The organism is Actinomadura sp. NPDC047616 (assembly GCF_040642915.1).
Lineage (GTDB): Bacteria > Actinomycetota > Actinomycetes > Streptosporangiales > Streptosporangiaceae > Spirillospora > Spirillospora miaoliensis.
In genome coordinates this window covers 104307-120971 of the sequence record NZ_JBEYTB010000014.1, presented here as the reverse complement: position 1 = coordinate 120971, position 16665 = coordinate 104307, and the positions used below count along the sequence as shown (strand labels likewise).

Sequence of the window (16665 nt, the reverse complement as noted above, 5' to 3'; positions counted from 1 at the left end):
GCGGGGCTCAGCGGACGGTGATGATGGCCGAGCCGTGTCCGAACAGGCCCTGGTTGACGGCCAGTCCCACGCGGGCGTCGTCCACCTGGCGGCCGTCGGCGCGGCCGCGCAGCTGCCAGGTCAGCTCGCACACCTGCGCGATGGCCTGCGCCGGGACGGCCTCGCCGAAGCACGCCAGCCCGCCGGACGGGTTGACGGGCACCCGGCCGCCCAGCGCGGTGGCGCCCGAGCGCAGCAGGTGCTCGGCGCCGCCGGGCTCGCACAGGCCGATGTCCTCGTACCAGTCCAGCTCCAGCGCCGTGGACAGGTCGTACACCTCGGCCAGCGACAGGTCCTCGGGGCCGACGCCCGCCTCCACGTAGGCGGCGTGGGCGATGGACGCGCGGAAGGGCCGGTCCGGCGGCGGGACGGCCAGGGCCGAGTCGGTGGCGAAGTCGGGCAGGTCCGGCACCGTCTTGGGGAAGGTCGGCGTCACCGTCGACAGGCCGCTGATCCGCACGGGGGACGTGACGCCGCGCGAGCGCGCGAAGTCCATCGAGGACAGCACGAGGGCGGCGCCGCCGTCGCTGGTGGCGCAGATGTCCAGCAGGCGCAGCGGGTCGGCGACCACGGGGGAGGCCGCGACCTCCTCGGCGGTCACCTCCTTGCGGTAGCGGGCGTTGGGGTTGGCGAGCCCGTGCCGGGCGTTCTTGACCTTGACGGCGGCGAAGTCGTCGGGCGTGGCGCCGTGCACGGCCATCCGGCGCCGGGCGTACAGGGCGAAGTACACCGGGTTGGACGCGCCGAGCAGGCGGAAGCGCAGCCAGTCGGGGTCGTCGGGACGGTCGCCGCCGACCGGCCGGAAGAAGCCCTTGGGGGCGGCGTCGGCGCCGACGACGAGCGCCACGTCGCACAGGCCGGCGAGGATCTGCGCGCGGGCGGCGTTGATCGCCTGGGCGCCGGACGCGCACGCCGCGTACGAGCTGGAGACGCGCGCGCCCGACCAGCCGAGCGCCTGGGCGAAGGTGGCGCCCGCGACGAAGCCGGGGTAGCCGTTGCGGATGGTGTCGGCCCCGGCCACGTACTGGACCTCCGGCCAGGCCAGCCCGGCGTCGGCGAGCGCCGCGCGCGCCGCGGACAGGCCGTACTCGACGAAGTCGCGGCCCCACTTGCCCCAGGGGTGCATGCCCGCCCCGAGGACGGCGACGTCGGCGCTCATGCCCGCCTCCCGCTCGGCCGCCACATCCAGACGGTGTACTGCGTCTCGTCGTCCTCGTACAGGACGCCCTCGGTGAGCTCGACCTCCATGCCGACCGCCAGGTCCTCCGTCGCGACGTCCGGGACGACCTGGCCGAGCACGACCATCTGTTCGGCCTCCAGTTCCACGGCGGCGATGGCGAACGGGCGGAACGGGTCGGCCGCGACGTACGGGGGCGGGGGCTTGTAGCGGGCGTCGGTGTAGGACCAGATCCGCCCGCGCGGCGACAGCGCGTGCTCCTCCAGCTCCGAGCCGTCCTTGGGGCCGGCGCAGCCGGGGTTGCGGCAGGCCAGGTCGTTGCGCGGGAAGTAGGGGGTGCCGCAGGCGGTGCACCGGGTGCCGAGCAGCCGGACGCCCCGCCCGTCCGGCGCGTCCGCGGTGGTGAACCAGCCCTCGACGGCCGGACGCCGTTGTTCAGTGCTCACCGCCGAAGCTTAACAAGCAAGCGCCCGTTCAAATCAAGGGTGACGGCCAGGGCGACGGCCACCAGCGCCAGGACGTACACGCCGGTGCCCGTCCAGCCCGAGTGCTCGTAGGCCAGCCCGCCGGCCGTGCCGCCGACGCTGCTGCCCAGGTAGTACGCGCACAGGTACAGGGCGGACGCCTGGGCGCGGGCCGTCGTGGCGCGGGCGCCGACCCATCCGCTGGCCACCGAGTGCGCCGCGAAGAACCCGACGGTGAACACCAGCAGGCCGGCGCCGACCAGCGGCAGGGACGACGGCAGCGTCAGCGCCAGCCCGGCCGCCGTCATCAGCAGCGCCCCGAGCAGCACGGGACGGCGCCCGACCCGGTCGGCCAGGCCGCCGGCCCGCGCCGAGCCGATCGACCCGCCGACGTACATGACGGAGATCAGCCCGACGACCGCCTGCGGCAGGTGGAACGGGGCGGCCAGCAGCCGGTAGGTGAGGAAGTTGTAGACGGTCACCATGCCCGCCATCAGCACCAGCGCGATCAGGTAGAGCCCGCGCAGGTCCCGGTTGGCCAGGTGACCGAGCAGGGCGCGGTGCTCGATGCGGGACGGGCGGAAGAACCGCGACGGCGGCAGCAGCGCCCAGAACAGCACGGTGGACGCCAGCACGACCAGCGCGACGGCCGCCACCGCCCACCGCCAGCCGACCGCGTCGGTGAGCGTGCCGGGGATCACCCGGCCGAGCAGCCCGCCGAGGGACGTGCCGGCGATGTACCGGCCCATCGCCCCGCCCAGCGACCCCGGGTCGACCTCGTCGGCGAGGTAGGCCATCGCGACCGCCGGGACGCCCGCCAGCGCGACGCCCTGGACGGCGCGTACGGCGGCCAGCGCGCCGAACGTCGGGCACAGCGGCAGCAGCAGTCCCACCACGGTCGCGGCCACCGACGACACCAGCATGACGCGGGTGCGGCCGAAGCGTTCCGACAGCGAGCTGACCGGGATGACCGCGACCGCGACCGCGCCCGTGGCCAGGGACACCAGCAGGCTGGCCCGGCTGGGGGAGACGCCGAAGTCGCGCGACATGTCCGGAAGCAGTGCCTGGACGCAGTACAGCGACATGAACGTCGACAGTCCGGCGGCGAACAGCGCGAGGTTGACGCGGCGCAGGCCCGGCGTGCCCAGCCGGTGACGTTCGGCGGTGGCTGGATGAGCGGGGGCGGGGTCGGCGGGGGCGGCGCTGGAAACAGACATCCCTTCAAGGGTGGGACGACCGGCGGTGATGCGTCCAATGAGCCTTTGCACGTCAATTCATGCGCGGTATGCATGAAGGGTGGATCTGACGACCGTTCGCTGGTTCCTGGCCGTCGCCGACCACGGGCACGTGACGAACGCGGCCGCCGAGCTGCGCGTCTCCCAGCCGGGGTTGTCGCGGGCCATCGCCCGCCTGGAGCGCGAGCTGCGCGTGCCGCTGTTCGACCGCGTGGGCCGCACCGTCGTGCTGAGCCGGTACGGGGAGGTGTTCGCCGAGCACGCGCGGCGGCTGGTGGCCGAGGAGGAGGCCGCGCGGCGCGCCCTGGCGCAGGCCGCCGATCCGGACCGCGGCGAGGTGTCGCTGGCGTTCCTGCACACCCAGGGGCCGTCGTTCGTCCCCGACCTGATCCGCCGTTTCCGCGAGCGTCACCCGGGGGTGTCGTTCCGGCTGCACCAGGACCGGGCCGGTCTCGTGGCCGCCGCCGTCCGGGAGGGACGCTCCGACCTGGGCATCACCAGCCCGCGTCCCGACGACCCCGAACTCGAATGGGGCCCCCTGGTGACCGAACGGCTGCGGCTGGCCGTGCCCGCGACGCACCGGCTGGCCCGGCGGCGGCGGGTACGGGTCGCCGACGTGGGGGACGAGCCGCTGGTCGGCCTCCGGCGCGGCGCCGGGCTGCGCACGATCTCCGAGGAGCTGTTCGCCGAGGCCGGGATCCGCCCGGAGATCGTGGTCGAGGCGGAGGAGCTGGGAACGGTGCGGGGGCTGGTCGCGGCGGGGCTCGGCGTGGCGATCGTGCCGCCCGCCGACGATCCGCCCGGCGTGCGGCACGTGCCGCTGGACGACCCGGGGGCGACGCGCACGATCGGGCTGACGTGGGCGGCGGCGCGGACCCGTCCGCCCGTCGTGGAGCGGTTCCGCCGTTTCGTCCTGGACGATCCCCGGGGCTAACTGACTCGTCAGTCACTTCGCTACAGTGACAGGAAACCGAGTCGGATTCGGCCGCTACGGCGATCGTCCGTCACCGAGCAACGAGGAGTGCGCATGCGGACCGGACTGGAGGGAAAGACCGCGCTGGTCACCGGGGCGTCCCGGGGCATCGGCAAGGCCATCGCGACCGCGCTGGCCGCCGAGGGCGCCAACGTCGTGCTGTCCTCGCGCAAGCAGGACGCGCTGGACGCGGTGGCCGAGGAGATCAGGGCGGCGCACCCCGGCGTGGGCGTGCTGGCCAAGGCCGCGCACGTGGGCGACGCCGACCAGGCCGCCGCCTGCGTCGACGCGGCCGTCGCCGAGTTCGGCGCCGTGGACGTGCTGGTCAACAACGCCGGCACCAACCCCTACTTCGGCCCCATGGTCGACATCGACCAGGCCCGCGCCGACAAGACCGTGCAGGTCAACCAGTTCTCGATCGTCCAGTGGACCGGCCTGGTCTGGAAGCGGTCGATGAGCGCGCGCGGCGGGGCGATCGTCAACATCGCCTCGGTCGGCGGCCTGGTCACCGAGCACGGCATCGGCTACTACAACGCCACCAAGGCCGCCGTGATCCACCTCAGCCGGCAGTTCGCCATGGAGCTGGCGCCGAAGGTTCGGGTCAACTGCATCGCGCCCGGCCTGGTCAAGACGCATCTGGCGCGCGCGCTGTGGGAGAACAACGAGGAGCAGATCAGCAAGTACATGCCGCTCGGCCGGATCGGCGAGCCCGAGGACATCGCCAGCGCCGCGGTGTTCCTGGCGGGCGACGCCGCCTCCTGGATGACCGGCCAGACCATCGTCGTCGACGGCGGGTCCAGCATCCGCCCCTCCATCGCCTGACCCCGCCGACACTCCGGAACCGCCGGAAAGGAGACGCGCATGTCCCGCTGGGGCCTGACCATCCCGATGACCGGGGTGCCGCTGGCCGAGCACCGCGAGATCGTCGCCGGGCTCGCCGACCTCGGCTACACCGACGCCTGGTCCGCCGAGACCAACGGAGCCGACGCGTTCACCCCGCTGGCGCTGGCCTCGCAGTGGGCGCCGCGGCTGCGCCTGGGCCCGGCGATCGTGCCGGCCTACACGCGCGGCCCCGCGCTGCTGGCCCAGCACGCCGCCACCCTCGCCGACCTGGCGCCCGGACGGTTCGTGCTGGGCATCGGCACCTCGTCCGAGGCGATCGTGCACCGCTGGAACGGCATCGCGTTCGACGAGCCGTACAAGCGGGTCCGCGACACGCTGCGCTTCCTGCGCCGCGCGCTGGCGGGGGAGAAGGTCACCGAGGACTACGCCACGTTCTCCGTCAGGGGTTTCCGGCTGGAGAAGGCCCCCGGCACCCCGCCGCCGATCGTGCTGGCCGCGCTGCGTCCCGGCATGCTGCGGCTGGCCGCCCGCGAGGCCGACGGCGCCATCACCAACTGGCTGGCGCCCAAGGACGTGCGGACGGTGCGCGGCGTGCTCGGCGACGAGCCGGAGCTGATCGCCCGGCTGTTCGTCTGCCCCACCGCCGACGCCGACGAGGCCCGGAGCGTCGGCCGCTGGATGATCGCCGCGTACATGACCGTCCCGGTCTACCGGGCGTTCCACGAGTGGCTGGGACGCGGCGAGGCCCTGGCGCCCATGAACGAGGCGTGGGCGGCGGGCGACCGCAAGAAGGCCCTGGAGCTGATCCCGGACGAGGTGGTGGACGACCTGATCGTGCACGGCCCGCCCGAGGCGTGCCGCGAGCGGATCCGCGAGTACGTCGACAACGGGCTCACCACGCCCATCGTGGCGGTCGTCCCCGGCGGCGGGCTGTCGCCCGCCGAGGCGGCGCGCGCGCTGGCCCCCGGCGCCTGACCGGATATTTCGGCGGGGCGACGTTTACGGCGGCGGGTGACCGGGGAGGGTGGGGCGAACAGGTTCGCGGGGCCTGTCCCGCCGACCTGCCTGGCCAGAAAACGAGACGTGAGGAGCCCATCGTGCTCACGCTGACCAGTGGGGCCGTCCAGGTCATCCGCACCGTGACCGCCGACCCCGAACTGCCGCCGGAAACCGGGATCCGCATCGAGTCCGGTGTCGACGGCTCGGACGCCCTGCGCCTGTCCGTCGCGCCCGCCCCCGAGGAGGGCGACCAGATCGTCGAGGAGGAGGGCGCCCGGGTCTACCTGGAACCCGACGTGGCGCAGCTGCTGGACGACAAGACCCTGGACGCGCAGGTGGACGCGCAGGGCGAGGTGGCGTTCACCCTCGCCCAGGCCTCCGCCTGACCACTCCGTCCCAGGGGGCCCGCCGGGGACGCCGTCGGTGGTGCGGCGGCGCGTCGTCCTGGTCCCACCCCGCTCGACCAGGAAACCGGCGGAGTGCACGCCGGGGCGCCGGTCCGGTCACGGCCGGACGGCGCCCCGGCGTCTGTCTTCCGCCCTCTTGTGCGTTCTTCTGCGACACTGGCCGGGTGAGCCGGAACAGGTCGTCGTGGCGCGACCAGCCGCGCGGCCTGGCCTGCGCGGTCATCGCCGCGTTCCTCCTGCTCACCTTGGTCGCGTTCGGGCTGGCGATCGGCGCGTTCGTCGTCGCCCTCACCTGAGCGTTCAGGCGCCGGGGCCGAACGACGGGTGCGGGCCCAGCGCCCAGTACTCGAACAGGCCGTACCCGGTGTGCGCGGGCGTCGGGGCCGAGCCGTCCAGGTACTCGTAGCGCGCCACCGCGTCGACCATGCCCCACATGCGCGCCGCGTCCTCCGGGTCGCGCGTGTCGTACGAGACGCCCTGCACCTTCAGCTCCGGCCCCTGGTACATGCCGTGCTTCCAGTCGGGCTCCAGCCCGTACCCGGTGCCCACCATCAGGTGCACGGGCAGCAGCGGGGTGGCGCGGATCTCGAACGCCTTGCCGCCGGACGGGGCGAACGCCAGCGTCGCGGTCACCACGTCCCGCGTGCCCGGCGCGTACGACGGGCGGTACTCGGGCCGTCCCAGGAACTCCTCCTCGCGCCCCGACCCCTCCGGCCACACCCGTACGGCCTCCTCCAGGACGCGGCGGCCCTTCTCGTCCTCCTGGACGATGCACAGCACCGCGTGGTCCTCGAACTGGATCGGCGCGTACAGCCAGTAGAAGGTGCCGGAGTTCTTGACCTGGATGCCGGGCGGCTCGGGCTCGCCCACGGGCCGGATGCCCCAGGAGCGGTCCCGCGAGCCCCACCAGCGGTCGGGCGTCACCTCGACGCGGTCGCCGCCGACGTCGATCCAGCCGCTCCACCGCCCGGTCTGCGCCAGCCGCCGCGAGTCGAACACCACCCGTTCCTGCCGGCGCAGGCAGTGCGGCGGCTCCAGGGTCGCCGGGACCGTCCCCTCCCAGGTCAGGTCGAACGCCAGCCCGTGCCCGCCGTCGTCGAGCGCCACCCGCAGCCGCCTCAGCCCCTCGATCACCTCCACGCGGAACGGCCCGACCGTGGTGTCCATGCGGTCGGCGCCCAGCTCGCGGGACGCCCGCACCACCCGGTGCAGGGGGCCGCGGCGGACGACCGCGAACGCGTCGGTGACCCCCAGGTTCGGGTACTGCCCCATCCCGATCAGCATCATCAGCTCGTCCGAGCAGGCGTGGACGTTGAAGTAGTAGCGGTCGTAGAAGTTGCGGTCGGAGGTGGTGACGTGCCGCATGACCTCCGGGGCCTGGTGCACCGGGTAGTCGTCGAGCGGGGAGAGCGTCATCGGGATCCTCCCAGGATCCGGTCGAGCAGCCGGGTGCAGTTGTTGTCGTACGGGAACGTGTTCTCGTGCTCGATCCAGCCGAAGTCGATCATCGCCTGGCCGACCCGGGCCATGATGACGGCGAACTTGAAGCCGGACAGCACCTCGTAATAGGCCAGGTCGCGCACGGGACGGCCGAGCAGTTCCTCGTAGCGCGCCACGGTCTCGGCGTAGGAGGGGAAACCGGGGAGGCGGGGCACGCCCATGCCGTCGCTGTGGTGGCGGTCCAGGAACATGAACCACGCCAGGTCCTCCTCGGGCGCCCCCAGCGTCGCGGTCTCCCAGTCAAGGACGGCGCGCGGCTCCCCGTCGTCGAAGACGACGTTGCCGATGCGCGCGTCCCCCCACAGCAGTACGGGCGGGTCCGGCTCGTCCGGCCGGTTGGCCCGCAGCCACCCGAGCGCGCGCTGCGCGATCTCCTGCGGCCCGTCGTACGCCCAGCGCATGTAGTGCTCGTAGTAGTTGAGGCGCTGTTGCAGGCCGGTGGCGCCCCATTCGGGACGGTCCACGAAGCCGAGCCCCAGGGCGTCCACGTCGAGCCGGTGGACGCGGGCGAGGATCTCCAGGGTGGACCACCACATCGCCGCCCGCTCCCCGGGCGGCACCTCGGTCACCCAGCCGTCCATGTGGTACGGGGGCATGTCGGTGGGGACGCGGCCCTCCGCCCGTCCCATCACGTAGAACGGGGCGCCCAGCGGTTCGGCGGACGGCTCGTACCAGCGGATGGGCGGCACCGGGATGTCGGTGTGCGCGTCCAGGATCCGCATCAGCCGGTACTCGTCGGCGAACCGCGGTTCGGGGAAGACCTGGTAGTTGATCGGGGCGACCCGGGCGACCAGCGCCTCCCGGTGCCCGGCGCCGTCCTCCCCCGGCCATATCGCCTCGAAGATCAGCGTCTCGTTGGAGAAGCCGCTCGTGCCGGGCGTGTCCACCCGGGGGATCCGCACGCCGGGCAGGTGCCGGTCCAGCCAGCCGGCCAGGGCGCGGCGGGTGATCTCGGGATCGCGCTGTTCGGGCACGGGCATCGCTGCCTCCTCGCGGCCGCATCCCAAATTGAAACGTGTTCTATCAACGGGTGGCGGGCGGGTCAATGGCGGGTGGACGGCGGGTGGCGACCCGGCCCCGACGTGCCGGGGGACGGCCGGGCGGCGGCGCGACCGGGCGTGAAAAAATGTGGCAATGCGTCTCACCAAGTTCGGACACGCCTGCGTGCGGATCCAGAAGGACGACCGGACCCTCGTCATCGACCCCGGGGCGTTCACCCCGGAGGCCGACGCCCTGGCGGGCGCCGACGCGGTCCTGATCACCCATGAGCACCCCGACCACTTCGACGCCGACCGGCTGCGCAAGGCCCTCGCCGACGACCCGTCCCTGGAGGTGTGGACGTCCCGCGTCGTCGCCCGGAGCCTGGCCGACCTGGGCGGCCGCGTGCACGAGGTGGGGCACGGCGACGCGGTGACGGTGGCGGGCTTCGACGTGCACGTCTACGGGGAGGACCACGAGATCCTGCACCCGGACGTCCCGCCCATCCCCAACGTCGGCTTCCTCGTCGACGGCGAGGTCTTCCACCCGGGGGACGCGCTGACCGTCCCCGGCGAGCCCGTGCCGACCCTTTGCCTGCCCGGCAACGCGCCCTGGCTGAAGGTCCCGGAGATGTACTCCTACGTCCGCGAGGTACGGCCCGAGCGGGCGTTCGTCGTGCACGACGGGCTGCTCAACGACTTCGGCCTGAACGTGATGATGAACCACGTCACCACCGCCGGCAAGGAGGCGGGCAAGGACTTCCGCCGCCTCACCCCCGGCGAGTCCGTGGAACTCGGCTCGTCGTGAAGCCCATCCAGGCGGTCTTCTTCGACATCGGCGAGACCCTCATCAACGAGGGTGAGATCTACGGCCGCTGGGCCGACTGGCTGGGCGTGCCCAGGCACACGTTCCTGACCAAGCTCGGCGCGGTGCTGGCCACCGGCGGCGACTACGCCGACCTGTTCGCCTACTTCCGTCCCGGGTTCGACCTGGCCGTGGAGGAGAAGAAGCGGGCCGAGGCGGGGATGCCCAACGGGTTCGGCCCCGACGACCTCTACCCCGACGCGCGCGCGTGCCTGTCCGCGTTGCGCGCGCAGGGGCTGTACGTGGGCGTCGCGGGCAACCAGCCCGCCGAGGCCGCCGAGCAGTTCGCCGCCCTGGGGCTGGAGGCGGACGTGGTGGGCATCTCCGCCGTGTGGGGCGTGGAGAAGCCCTCCCAGGAGTTCTTCGCCCGGTGCGCGGAACACGCCGGTGTGCCGCCCGCACACGTGCTGTACGTGGGGGACAGGATCGACAACGACGTTCGGCCCGCGCTCGCCCACGGCATGCGGGTCGCCTTCCTGCGGCGCGGTCCGTGGGGCCACATCCAGCGCGACGACGGCGCGCTGCGCCGCTGCCAGTTCGTCCTGGACGACCTGGCGTCCCTCCCCGGTCTCGTCGCCGCACGGAATGACGGCGGCGGCTGAATCGTCGTCCCGTAAGGGTCATCCCCTAGTCCGTGGGTAGGGGGCGAGGACAGGCCGTTCGGCCGATCCGGACCGGGACTCCCCGTTCGTAGCGTGGTGAACGTGACCCGCAGACGGCGGGGCACCCGGCCGCACAGGCACGGTTCGATCGGAGAGACGAAAAGGACAATGGAAGGTCTTCACCGCCCTCGCCACGGACGGATGATCGGCGGAGTGTGCGCCGGGCTCGCCCGCCGGTTCGGAATGAGCCCCGGGACGGTCCGGCTGCTGGCACTGCTGTCGTGCGTGCTGCCCGGCCCCCAGTTCGTCGTCTACCTCATCCTGTGGGTGATGCTGCCCAGCGAGGACAAGCACGCCGCCCGCACCTACTGACCCGTCCCCGCAGCCCGGGCCGCCCCCTGAGGGCGCCCCGGGCCGCCCCGGACCACGGGGCGGGCGGCGGCCATGGAGTCCGAGCCCGGCCCGCGCGGTGCCACCCGGCGACGCCCCCGTTCGGGTCGCCGAGGCTCCGCGCGAGCGGAAGAGTTCCCCCGTGCCATGGCCGCCGCCCGGCCCCTCGATCCCGTCGCGTTCCCCGGTTTCCCGATTCCCCGTGACACTTTCCGCGACCGGGATCGATACGAGTTTCTAGCAGGCCGGGGGCCGCGACGATCTCGATTCGCCGTCATTTTCTCCTGGTCATTTGGGGTGATCTCAAGGCCATTTCGCCGCACTTGGAGCCGGACGTCCCGCAGTGTTAGATCGGGACGTCGGACAGGCGGGGGCGCGCGGCGGAGGGAGGGCCGTGGACACCAGGGGCGGCGCGGCGGACGCGTCCGGGCTGCTGCGGTTCCTGCGCGACCTGGCCCGTGTGCGGCGCGCGCCCGCCCGCGACGCGGGCGCCCGGCGCGAGCGCGTCCACTGGCTGGCCGAACTGCCCGGCGACGTCTACGTCGAGACCGACGCCGGGCAGGGCGACGTGCTGTTCAGCGTGCCGTTCATCCCGCTGACGCCGCCCGCCGTGCTGGAGGAGTTCGACGGCTGGCTGGCCCTGCGGCACTGGTACCGGACGCTGCGCGAACTGGCCGAGCTGTCGTCCGGCGGGCACGAGGTGGTGCTGGCGGCGGGGCTGCTGTCCTGGCGTCCGGGCGGCGGTCCGGCCGTCCGCGGCCACCTGCTGAGCACGCCGGTGAGCGTCATGGTGGACGAACGCACCGAACGCGTCGACGTCGTCCTCACCGGGCCCACGACGTTGCGCGACCGCGAACTGCTCACCGGGTCGCCGGGCTTCCGCGCCGAGCATGCCGGTCGGGTGCGCGACGCCGTCCGAGCCGGTCAGGGCTTCGGGCTGGGCGCGTCCGTCTGCGACGTGCTGCGCGCGTGGGGTGCGGCGGCGTTCGAGGGCGGCGTGCCCGTCCGCGCGGACTGGCCCCCGGACGACCCCGCCGGAGCCGCGCGTACGGCTCGCGCCCGCGCTGGTGATCCGTCCACCCGGCCGCGCCGCCCTCGCCGACCACTACGAGCGGCTTCTCGCGCAGGGCACGACGTCCCGCGGCCTCGCCCGCCTGCTGGACCCCTCGCTCGGCGGCAGGCCGCTGATGCACGTCCCCGAACGCGGACCGGGCACCGTCGCCGACCTGCTCGCCGGGCTGCTGGTGCGCGGCCGGCGCGTGCTGGTGGCCTGCGCGGACGCACAGGCCGCGCGGCGGCTGCTCGCCGGCCTGCCCTCCGGCGTCGCCGGGCTGTGCGCGGGGGCCGGTGACGGCGACCGGGTCGCCGAGGCCCTGGCCGCCCGCGCCGCCGGACACGACCCGTCCCGCCACCTGCGGCACGTCGCCGACCTCGAACGGCGCCGCGACGACGCCGCCCGCGCCGTCGCCGAGCTGCGCGAACGTCTCGCCGTCACGCTGGCCGCCGACCGCTGCGACCTCGCCCCCGGATACCGGGGCACCCGCGCGGAGGTGGAACGGCGGATCGCGGCCGAGGCGGCCGACCACTCCTGGCTGCCGCCCCGTCCCGGCCTGCCCGGGGCGCCGCCGCTCACCGCCGCCGAGGCGGCCGAGCTGGTCCGGCTGCTCGCCGGTGAGACGCCCGCGCGGCGGGCCCGTCCCGCGCAACGCGACGTCGATCCCGGCACGCTGCCCAGCCCCGCCTACGTGCGGACGCTCATCGACGAGGAGGCGAAGGCCCGGGCGCGCGCGGAGGAGGCCGAGACCGTCCTGTCACGGCGGCTGCGCGACGTCGACGTCGCCGCCCTCGCCCGCCTCGACGCGTGCGCGACGGCGGTCACCGCGACGCTGCGCGACCTGGGCCTGAGCGAGGACCCGGACGACTGGGACGCGAGCGACCAGGCCGTCCGCGCGTTCACCGACGCTCTCGCCCGGCGCCGTACCAGCGCGTGGGCGCGTGTCGCCGCGCTGGCCGCGCGGGCCGAGGAGGCCGCCCGCGCCGCCGCGTCCACCGCCGGACGCCGCGTCCTGCTGCCCCCGGGCGACCCGCGCGAACTGGCGGACGCGGCGGAGGGCCTGCGCGGCTACCTGGCCGACGGCGGCACCCTCAAACGCGGCCCGCTGCGCCCGGCCCCGCAACGCCGCGCCGAGCCGCTGCTGTCGGGCGCCCGCGTCGACGGCCGGCCGCCCACCACACCCGACCGGCTGGCCGTGCTGTGCGCGTACCTGGAAGCTCTCATGGCGTGCCGGGAGCTGCAGCAGGCGTGGGAGGCGACCGGGGCCCGGTTCCCCGCCGACGCGCCTCCGCATGAGCGCCTGGCCCGGTTCCGCCGCGCCCACGACCGGCTGGCGCGCGTCCGCGCGGCCCTGCCCGCACTGGAGGAGACCGGCGCGTTGCTGGACGGCGCGGGCCTGGACGTCCCGCTGCACCAGCCGCGGCTGTGGCACGAGTACCTGACCGGCCTGCGCAGCGCCCTGCTGGGCGTGGACGCGGGACGCGCCACCGCCGACCTGACCGCGCTGCGCGACTCCATCCCCAGGGGCGAGGACGACCCGCCCGAGCTGCGCGCCGCCCTGGCCGCCCTCGACGACCGCGACGCCGGCGCCTACGCCCGCGCTCTCGGCGACCTGGCCGGCGCCCGCCGCGAACGCGAACTGCAGGTGCGGTGCGAGGCGCTGCTCGGCCGCGTCCGTGCCGTCCACCCCGACCTGGCCGACTCGCTCGCGACCACCGCCCACGACGACGCGTGGACGGAACGGACCGCGCGCTGGGACGAGGCATGGACGTGGGCGCACGTGTCCGGCCGTCTGGCCGAGCACGCCCGTTCCCCGGCGGAGACCCGGGTGCGCCAGGCGCTGGCCGAGGCCGAGACGCGGCAACGCGATCTGGACGCCGAACTGCTCGCCGCCCGCGCCTGGGGGGCGGCGCTCGCCCGGCCGCACCTGGTACCGGCCTGGGTGCTTCCGCTGCGGGACGTCCCGGACGCGCTCGCGCCCGACCCCGACTCGTTCGACGTCGTCATCATCGACGGCGAACACGGCGCCGGGGCCGAGGCGCTGTTCCTGCTGTGGCAGGCGCCCCGCGTCATCCTGGTGGGGGAGAGCGGCCCGCCGCTGCCCATGCCCGACGGCGCGCCGCCCGCCCCCGAGGACATCCCGTCCGATCTGCGAGAGGTGATCAGCCCCACCGCGCCCCTCTTCGCCGTCCTGCTCGGCGCCCTGGGCGACCGCCCGCCCCCGGCCTCACCACCGGCCGTGCCAGGGGCGCGCTCGGGGCGTTCCATCGCCACCTACAAGCGCGCGGAGCTGGTGGACCTGATCGGCCGCATCGCCCGGCAGGACCCGGACCTCACCGACGACCAGCTCGTCACCGTCGCCCGTGCCCGGCTCGCGTGCCCGCCGGACGAGCACGACCTCGTCGAAGCCCGCCTCCGCTTCGCCCTGGACGTCCACCGCGGCTCGTCCGGGGAGCGCGGCGGAGGCTGAGGGGCTCAGGAGCCCGCTTCCCGCGCGCGCACGATCTCGGCGAGCGTGTCGGTGATCCACTGTTCGGCGGCGGGCTTGGTGACGCCCAGGCCGGCCAGCAGCCGCCCGCCCGCCTCCTCGTCGCTGAGCAGGGCCAGCAGGATGTGCTCGGTGCCGATGTAGTTGTGGCCGAGCCGCAGCGCCTCCCGGACGGTCAGGTTGCGCACCCGCTTGCCCGCGACGCCGAACGGGACGTCGCCGGTGACGGCGGTGCCGGTGGACCGGGGCAGCGCGGCGCGGGCGGCCGTGCGCACCGCGTCGAGCGACACGCCCTGCGCCTCGATCGCCTTGGCGGCCAGCGCCTCGGGTTCGTGCAGCAGGCCGAGGACGATGTGCGTGCCGTCCACCTGGTCGTGCCCGGCCTGCCGGGCCTCCTCCTGCGCCTGCTCCAGGACGTGGCGGGTGCGCGGGGTCAGCCGCGCGCCGATGCCGCTCTCCGGCGGGCCGGGCTCGGCGCCGGGCCTGGGCACGAAGCGCTTCTGCGCGGCCTGCTTGCTGACGCCCATGCTGCGGCCGATCTCCGTCCAGGACGCGCCGGACCGGCGCGCCTGGTCGACGAAGTGCCCGATGAGGTGGTCGGCCAGCTCGCCGAGCCGTTCGGACAGCAGCATGGCCGTGGCCAGGTGCTCCAGCGGCCCGGCCTCGTCGGGGGACGCGATGACGACGACGTCGATCAGGTCGTCCAGTCGTACGGGGAGCTGTTCCATGCGTCAACCGTAAGTTGACGATCCATGCTCGTCAACCCGGAGTTGACGATTGACAGGCAACTTTCTGGTTGCCTATGGTGGCGACAGGCAACCAGAAGGTTGCTTATCCCAGGTGAGGACGATGGACGCGATATTCAAAGCGCTCGCCGACGCCAGCCGCCGCCGGCTTCTGGACAGCCTCAACAGCCGTAACGGCCAGAGCCTGCGCGAGCTGTGCGCCGACCTGGACATGACCCGGCAGGCCGTGACCAAGCACCTGGCGGTGCTGGAGGCGGCCGGGCTCGTCACCACGATGCGCCGCGGCCGGGAGAAGCTGCACTACCTGAACGCCGCGCCCATCAACGACATCGCCGAACGCTGGATCGGCCGCTACGACCGCGAACGCGCCCGTGCCCTGGCCGACCTGAAGACCGCATTGGAGGCCGCCCCGATGACCGACAACCCGTTCGTCTACACGACCTACATCAAGACCACGCCCGAACGGCTCTGGCAGGCCCTGACCGACCCCGCCTTCACCCGCCGCTACTGGAACATCGAGTTCGAGACGGACTGGAAGCCGGGCTCCACCATGGCCTGGCTGACCGAGGACGGGCGCAAGACCGTCGACTCCGAGCAGGTGGTCCTCGAGGCCGAGCCCTACCGGCGGCTCGCCTACACCTGGCACACCTTCACGCCCGAGTGGGCGCAGGCCGCCGGGATCGGCGACGACGTGCTCGCCAGGCTGGCCGCGGAGCCCCGCTCGAAGGTCACCTTCGAGATCGAGCCCTTCGGGGAGGAGATGGTGAAGCTGACCGTCGTGCACGACGGCTTCGGACCCGACAGCACCATGCGCGCGATGATCAGCGAGGGCTGGCCGGGCGTGGTGGCCCTGCTCAAGACCCTGCTGGAGACCGGCGAGGTCCCCGCGGTCCCCCAGCACTAGGAGACCCGCGGCCCCGCGCCGGGGAAGGGCTACCGATCGCCCCGCACGATCTGGTCGGCGTGCGTCCACAGGAGCGCGCCGCCCGCCTCGGGCAGGAAGTGGCGGCGCGCCCCCGGGATGCGCCCGGCCAGCGTCGCGCCGAAGTCGGGGGAGTGCGTGGGGTTGGTGTCCTGGCCGCCGTACCACAGGTCGACGGGGACGGCGATGTCCGCCACGTCGAACGGCCAGCGCGACATGTGCAGCACCGTGTCGCGCGCGTAGCCGCCCGCGCCCTGCGCGAACCCCTCCGACAGCGCCCGCCGGAACGCCGACTCGAAGTCGGGCCGCAGGTACACGTCGCGGTCGACGGCCGGGCTGCCCTCGATGCTCATCCGCCACATCGTGTCGGGGTCGCCGAACGCGGCGAACTCGGCCTCGGCGGCGGCCGGGTCGGACGCCACCAGCTCGACCAGCCCGCGGATGTCCGGCGGCAGGCGGTCGGCGAACACCGGATGCGCCAGCTCGTCGCCGCCGGACACGACCGTGGCCGCCGCCGCGACCCCGCGGGCGGCGCACGCCAGCGCGAACGGCGCGCCCTGCGAGAAGCCCACCACGCGCGGCGCGTCCAGCCCGAGCTCGGCGACCAGGTGCGCCACGTCGTCCGCCCAGTCCAGCAGCGTGCGGCCGGGGCACGGATCGGACGCGCCGAGCCCCGGCCGGTCGACCGTCACCAGCCGCACGCCCGGCGCGTCGAACCCCAGCCACCTGCTCCACCCGGCGCCCCCGCACAGCAGCACCGGCACGCCGTCGGACGGCCCCCGCTCGGCCCAGCCGAGGACGCGCCCGCCGGGAAGCTCGATCGTGCCCAGCCGGTCCGGTCCGGTGATAGTCACACGCATGATCGACAATGCTGCCCCAGCCGCCCCGCCCCGCGCATCCCGAGAAAGGGCACCGGCCGAGAAACCACGCGATCGGGATGATCTTCCGCATGGCGCCGAGCGAGCTGGTTTCGCGAGCCATGAG

General features: G+C 74.2%; 17 protein-coding genes. 10 read left to right on the top strand and 7 right to left on the bottom strand.

Annotated features, from left to right (window positions below; translation table 11 throughout):
• Positions 1 to 7: 7 nt before the first annotated feature.
• From ABZ801_RS29725 to ABZ801_RS29715, 3 genes are read right to left on the bottom strand one after another with little or no spacing between them, the layout of a single operon-like run.
• Complete coding sequence (locus ABZ801_RS29725) at positions 8 to 1198, bottom strand: lipid-transfer protein (RefSeq protein WP_360703943.1); 1191 nt, start codon at positions 1196 to 1198, stop codon at positions 8 to 10.
• Entirely contained in the window at positions 1195 to 1662 is a 468-nt protein-coding gene (locus ABZ801_RS29720) for an OB-fold domain-containing protein (RefSeq protein WP_360703940.1), read from the bottom strand. Before ABZ801_RS29720 ends, ABZ801_RS29725 begins: the two co-directional genes overlap by 4 nt.
• Positions 1659 to 2897, bottom strand: coding sequence for an MFS transporter (locus ABZ801_RS29715; RefSeq protein ID WP_360703937.1), 1239 nt, complete (start codon positions 2895 to 2897; stop codon positions 1659 to 1661). Before ABZ801_RS29715 ends, ABZ801_RS29720 begins: the two co-directional genes overlap by 4 nt.
• 79 nt (positions 2898 to 2976) lie before the next feature.
• Between ABZ801_RS29715 and ABZ801_RS29710 the strand changes: the two genes are divergently transcribed.
• The 5 genes from ABZ801_RS29710 to ABZ801_RS29690 all read left to right on the top strand — a co-directional run bounded on the left by ABZ801_RS29710 (position 2977) and on the right by ABZ801_RS29690 (position 6433).
• A complete protein-coding gene (locus ABZ801_RS29710) occupies positions 2977 to 3849 on the top strand; it encodes a LysR family transcriptional regulator (protein ID WP_360703935.1) in 873 nt (290 codons plus the stop codon).
• A 93-nt stretch (positions 3850 to 3942) separates the two neighbouring features.
• Positions 3943 to 4710, top strand: a complete 768-nt coding sequence (locus ABZ801_RS29705) for an SDR family oxidoreductase (protein WP_360703932.1) — start codon at positions 3943 to 3945, stop codon at positions 4708 to 4710.
• A gap of 39 nt (positions 4711 to 4749) precedes the next feature.
• A complete protein-coding gene (locus ABZ801_RS29700) occupies positions 4750 to 5706 on the top strand; it encodes an LLM class F420-dependent oxidoreductase (RefSeq protein WP_360703929.1) in 957 nt (318 codons plus the stop codon).
• Positions 5707 to 5828: 122 nt separating this feature from the next.
• Positions 5829 to 6116 carry a Fe-S cluster assembly protein HesB gene (locus ABZ801_RS29695; protein WP_344954619.1) on the top strand — a complete coding sequence of 96 codons (288 nt, stop codon included), beginning with the start codon at positions 5829 to 5831 and terminating at the stop codon, positions 6114 to 6116.
• 185 nt (positions 6117 to 6301) lie between these two features.
• A complete protein-coding gene (locus ABZ801_RS29690) occupies positions 6302 to 6433 on the top strand; it encodes a hypothetical protein (protein ID WP_360703926.1) in 132 nt (43 codons plus the stop codon).
• Positions 6434 to 6437: 4 nt separating this feature from the next.
• On the opposite strand, the gene ABZ801_RS29685 is transcribed toward ABZ801_RS29690, so the two are convergent.
• A complete protein-coding gene (locus ABZ801_RS29685) occupies positions 6438 to 7553 on the bottom strand; it encodes a hypothetical protein (RefSeq protein ID WP_360703923.1) in 1116 nt (371 codons plus the stop codon).
• Positions 7550 to 8617 (bottom strand): phosphotransferase family protein, encoded by a 1068-nt coding sequence (locus tag ABZ801_RS29680; RefSeq protein WP_360703920.1) that lies wholly within the window; start codon positions 8615 to 8617, stop codon positions 7550 to 7552. Before ABZ801_RS29680 ends, ABZ801_RS29685 begins: the two co-directional genes overlap by 4 nt.
• Before the next feature lie 154 nt (positions 8618 to 8771).
• On the opposite strand from ABZ801_RS29680, the gene ABZ801_RS29675 reads away from it, so the two are divergent.
• The 4 genes from ABZ801_RS29675 to ABZ801_RS29660 all read left to right on the top strand — a co-directional run bounded on the left by ABZ801_RS29675 (position 8772) and on the right by ABZ801_RS29660 (position 13995).
• Positions 8772 to 9422 carry an MBL fold metallo-hydrolase gene (locus ABZ801_RS29675; RefSeq protein ID WP_344954627.1) on the top strand — a complete coding sequence of 217 codons (651 nt, stop codon included), beginning with the start codon at positions 8772 to 8774 and terminating at the stop codon, positions 9420 to 9422.
• Positions 9419 to 10081 carry an HAD family hydrolase gene (locus ABZ801_RS29670; protein ID WP_360703918.1) on the top strand — a complete coding sequence of 221 codons (663 nt, stop codon included), beginning with the start codon at positions 9419 to 9421 and terminating at the stop codon, positions 10079 to 10081. Before ABZ801_RS29675 ends, ABZ801_RS29670 begins: the two co-directional genes overlap by 4 nt.
• 168 nt (positions 10082 to 10249) lie before the next feature.
• On the top strand, positions 10250 to 10453 hold the full coding sequence (locus ABZ801_RS29665; RefSeq protein WP_360703915.1) for a PspC domain-containing protein: 204 nt from the start codon (positions 10250 to 10252) through the stop codon (positions 10451 to 10453).
• 1085 nt (positions 10454 to 11538) lie between these two features.
• Entirely contained in the window at positions 11539 to 13995 is a 2457-nt protein-coding gene (locus ABZ801_RS29660; RefSeq protein WP_360703912.1) for a hypothetical protein, read from the top strand.
• A 5-nt stretch (positions 13996 to 14000) separates the two neighbouring features.
• Here ABZ801_RS29660 and ABZ801_RS29655 read toward each other — a convergent pair whose 3' ends face one another.
• Positions 14001 to 14741 carry a Clp protease N-terminal domain-containing protein gene (locus tag ABZ801_RS29655; RefSeq protein WP_360703910.1) on the bottom strand — a complete coding sequence of 247 codons (741 nt, stop codon included), beginning with the start codon at positions 14739 to 14741 and terminating at the stop codon, positions 14001 to 14003.
• 121 nt (positions 14742 to 14862) lie between these two features.
• On the opposite strand from ABZ801_RS29655, the gene ABZ801_RS29650 reads away from it, so the two are divergent.
• Positions 14863 to 15663 carry a metalloregulator ArsR/SmtB family transcription factor gene (locus tag ABZ801_RS29650; protein ID WP_360703908.1) on the top strand — a complete coding sequence of 267 codons (801 nt, stop codon included), beginning with the start codon at positions 14863 to 14865 and terminating at the stop codon, positions 15661 to 15663.
• Positions 15664 to 15692: 29 nt separating this feature from the next.
• On the opposite strand, the gene ABZ801_RS29645 is transcribed toward ABZ801_RS29650, so the two are convergent.
• The gene (locus ABZ801_RS29645; protein WP_360703905.1) at positions 15693 to 16541 is read right to left on the bottom strand and encodes an alpha/beta hydrolase; all 849 of its coding nucleotides are present in this window, start codon (positions 16539 to 16541) and stop codon (positions 15693 to 15695) included.
• Between the last annotated feature and the right edge of the window lie 124 nt (positions 16542 to 16665).

Coding starts and splice junctions, on each gene's coding strand:
- ABZ801_RS29725 (WP_360703943.1), bottom strand. CDS start 1,198: ATGAGCGCCGACGTCGCCGTCCTCGGGGCGGGCATGCACCCCTGGGGC.
- ABZ801_RS29715 (WP_360703937.1), bottom strand. CDS start 2,897: ATGTCTGTTTCCAGCGCCGCCCCCGCCGACCCCGCCCCCGCTCATCCA.
- ABZ801_RS29705 (WP_360703932.1), top strand. CDS start 3,943: ATGCGGACCGGACTGGAGGGAAAGACCGCGCTGGTCACCGGGGCGTCC.
- ABZ801_RS29700 (WP_360703929.1), top strand. CDS start 4,750: ATGTCCCGCTGGGGCCTGACCATCCCGATGACCGGGGTGCCGCTGGCC.
- ABZ801_RS29685 (WP_360703923.1), bottom strand. CDS start 7,553: ATGACGCTCTCCCCGCTCGACGACTACCCGGTGCACCAGGCCCCGGAG.
- ABZ801_RS29680 (WP_360703920.1), bottom strand. CDS start 8,617: ATGCCCGTGCCCGAACAGCGCGATCCCGAGATCACCCGCCGCGCCCTG.
- ABZ801_RS29675 (WP_344954627.1), top strand. CDS start 8,772: ATGCGTCTCACCAAGTTCGGACACGCCTGCGTGCGGATCCAGAAGGAC.
- ABZ801_RS29665 (WP_360703915.1), top strand. CDS start 10,250: ATGGAAGGTCTTCACCGCCCTCGCCACGGACGGATGATCGGCGGAGTG.
- ABZ801_RS29655 (WP_360703910.1), bottom strand. CDS start 14,741: ATGGAACAGCTCCCCGTACGACTGGACGACCTGATCGACGTCGTCGTC.
- ABZ801_RS29650 (WP_360703908.1), top strand. CDS start 14,863: ATGGACGCGATATTCAAAGCGCTCGCCGACGCCAGCCGCCGCCGGCTT.
- ABZ801_RS29645 (WP_360703905.1), bottom strand. CDS start 16,541: ATGCGTGTGACTATCACCGGACCGGACCGGCTGGGCACGATCGAGCTT.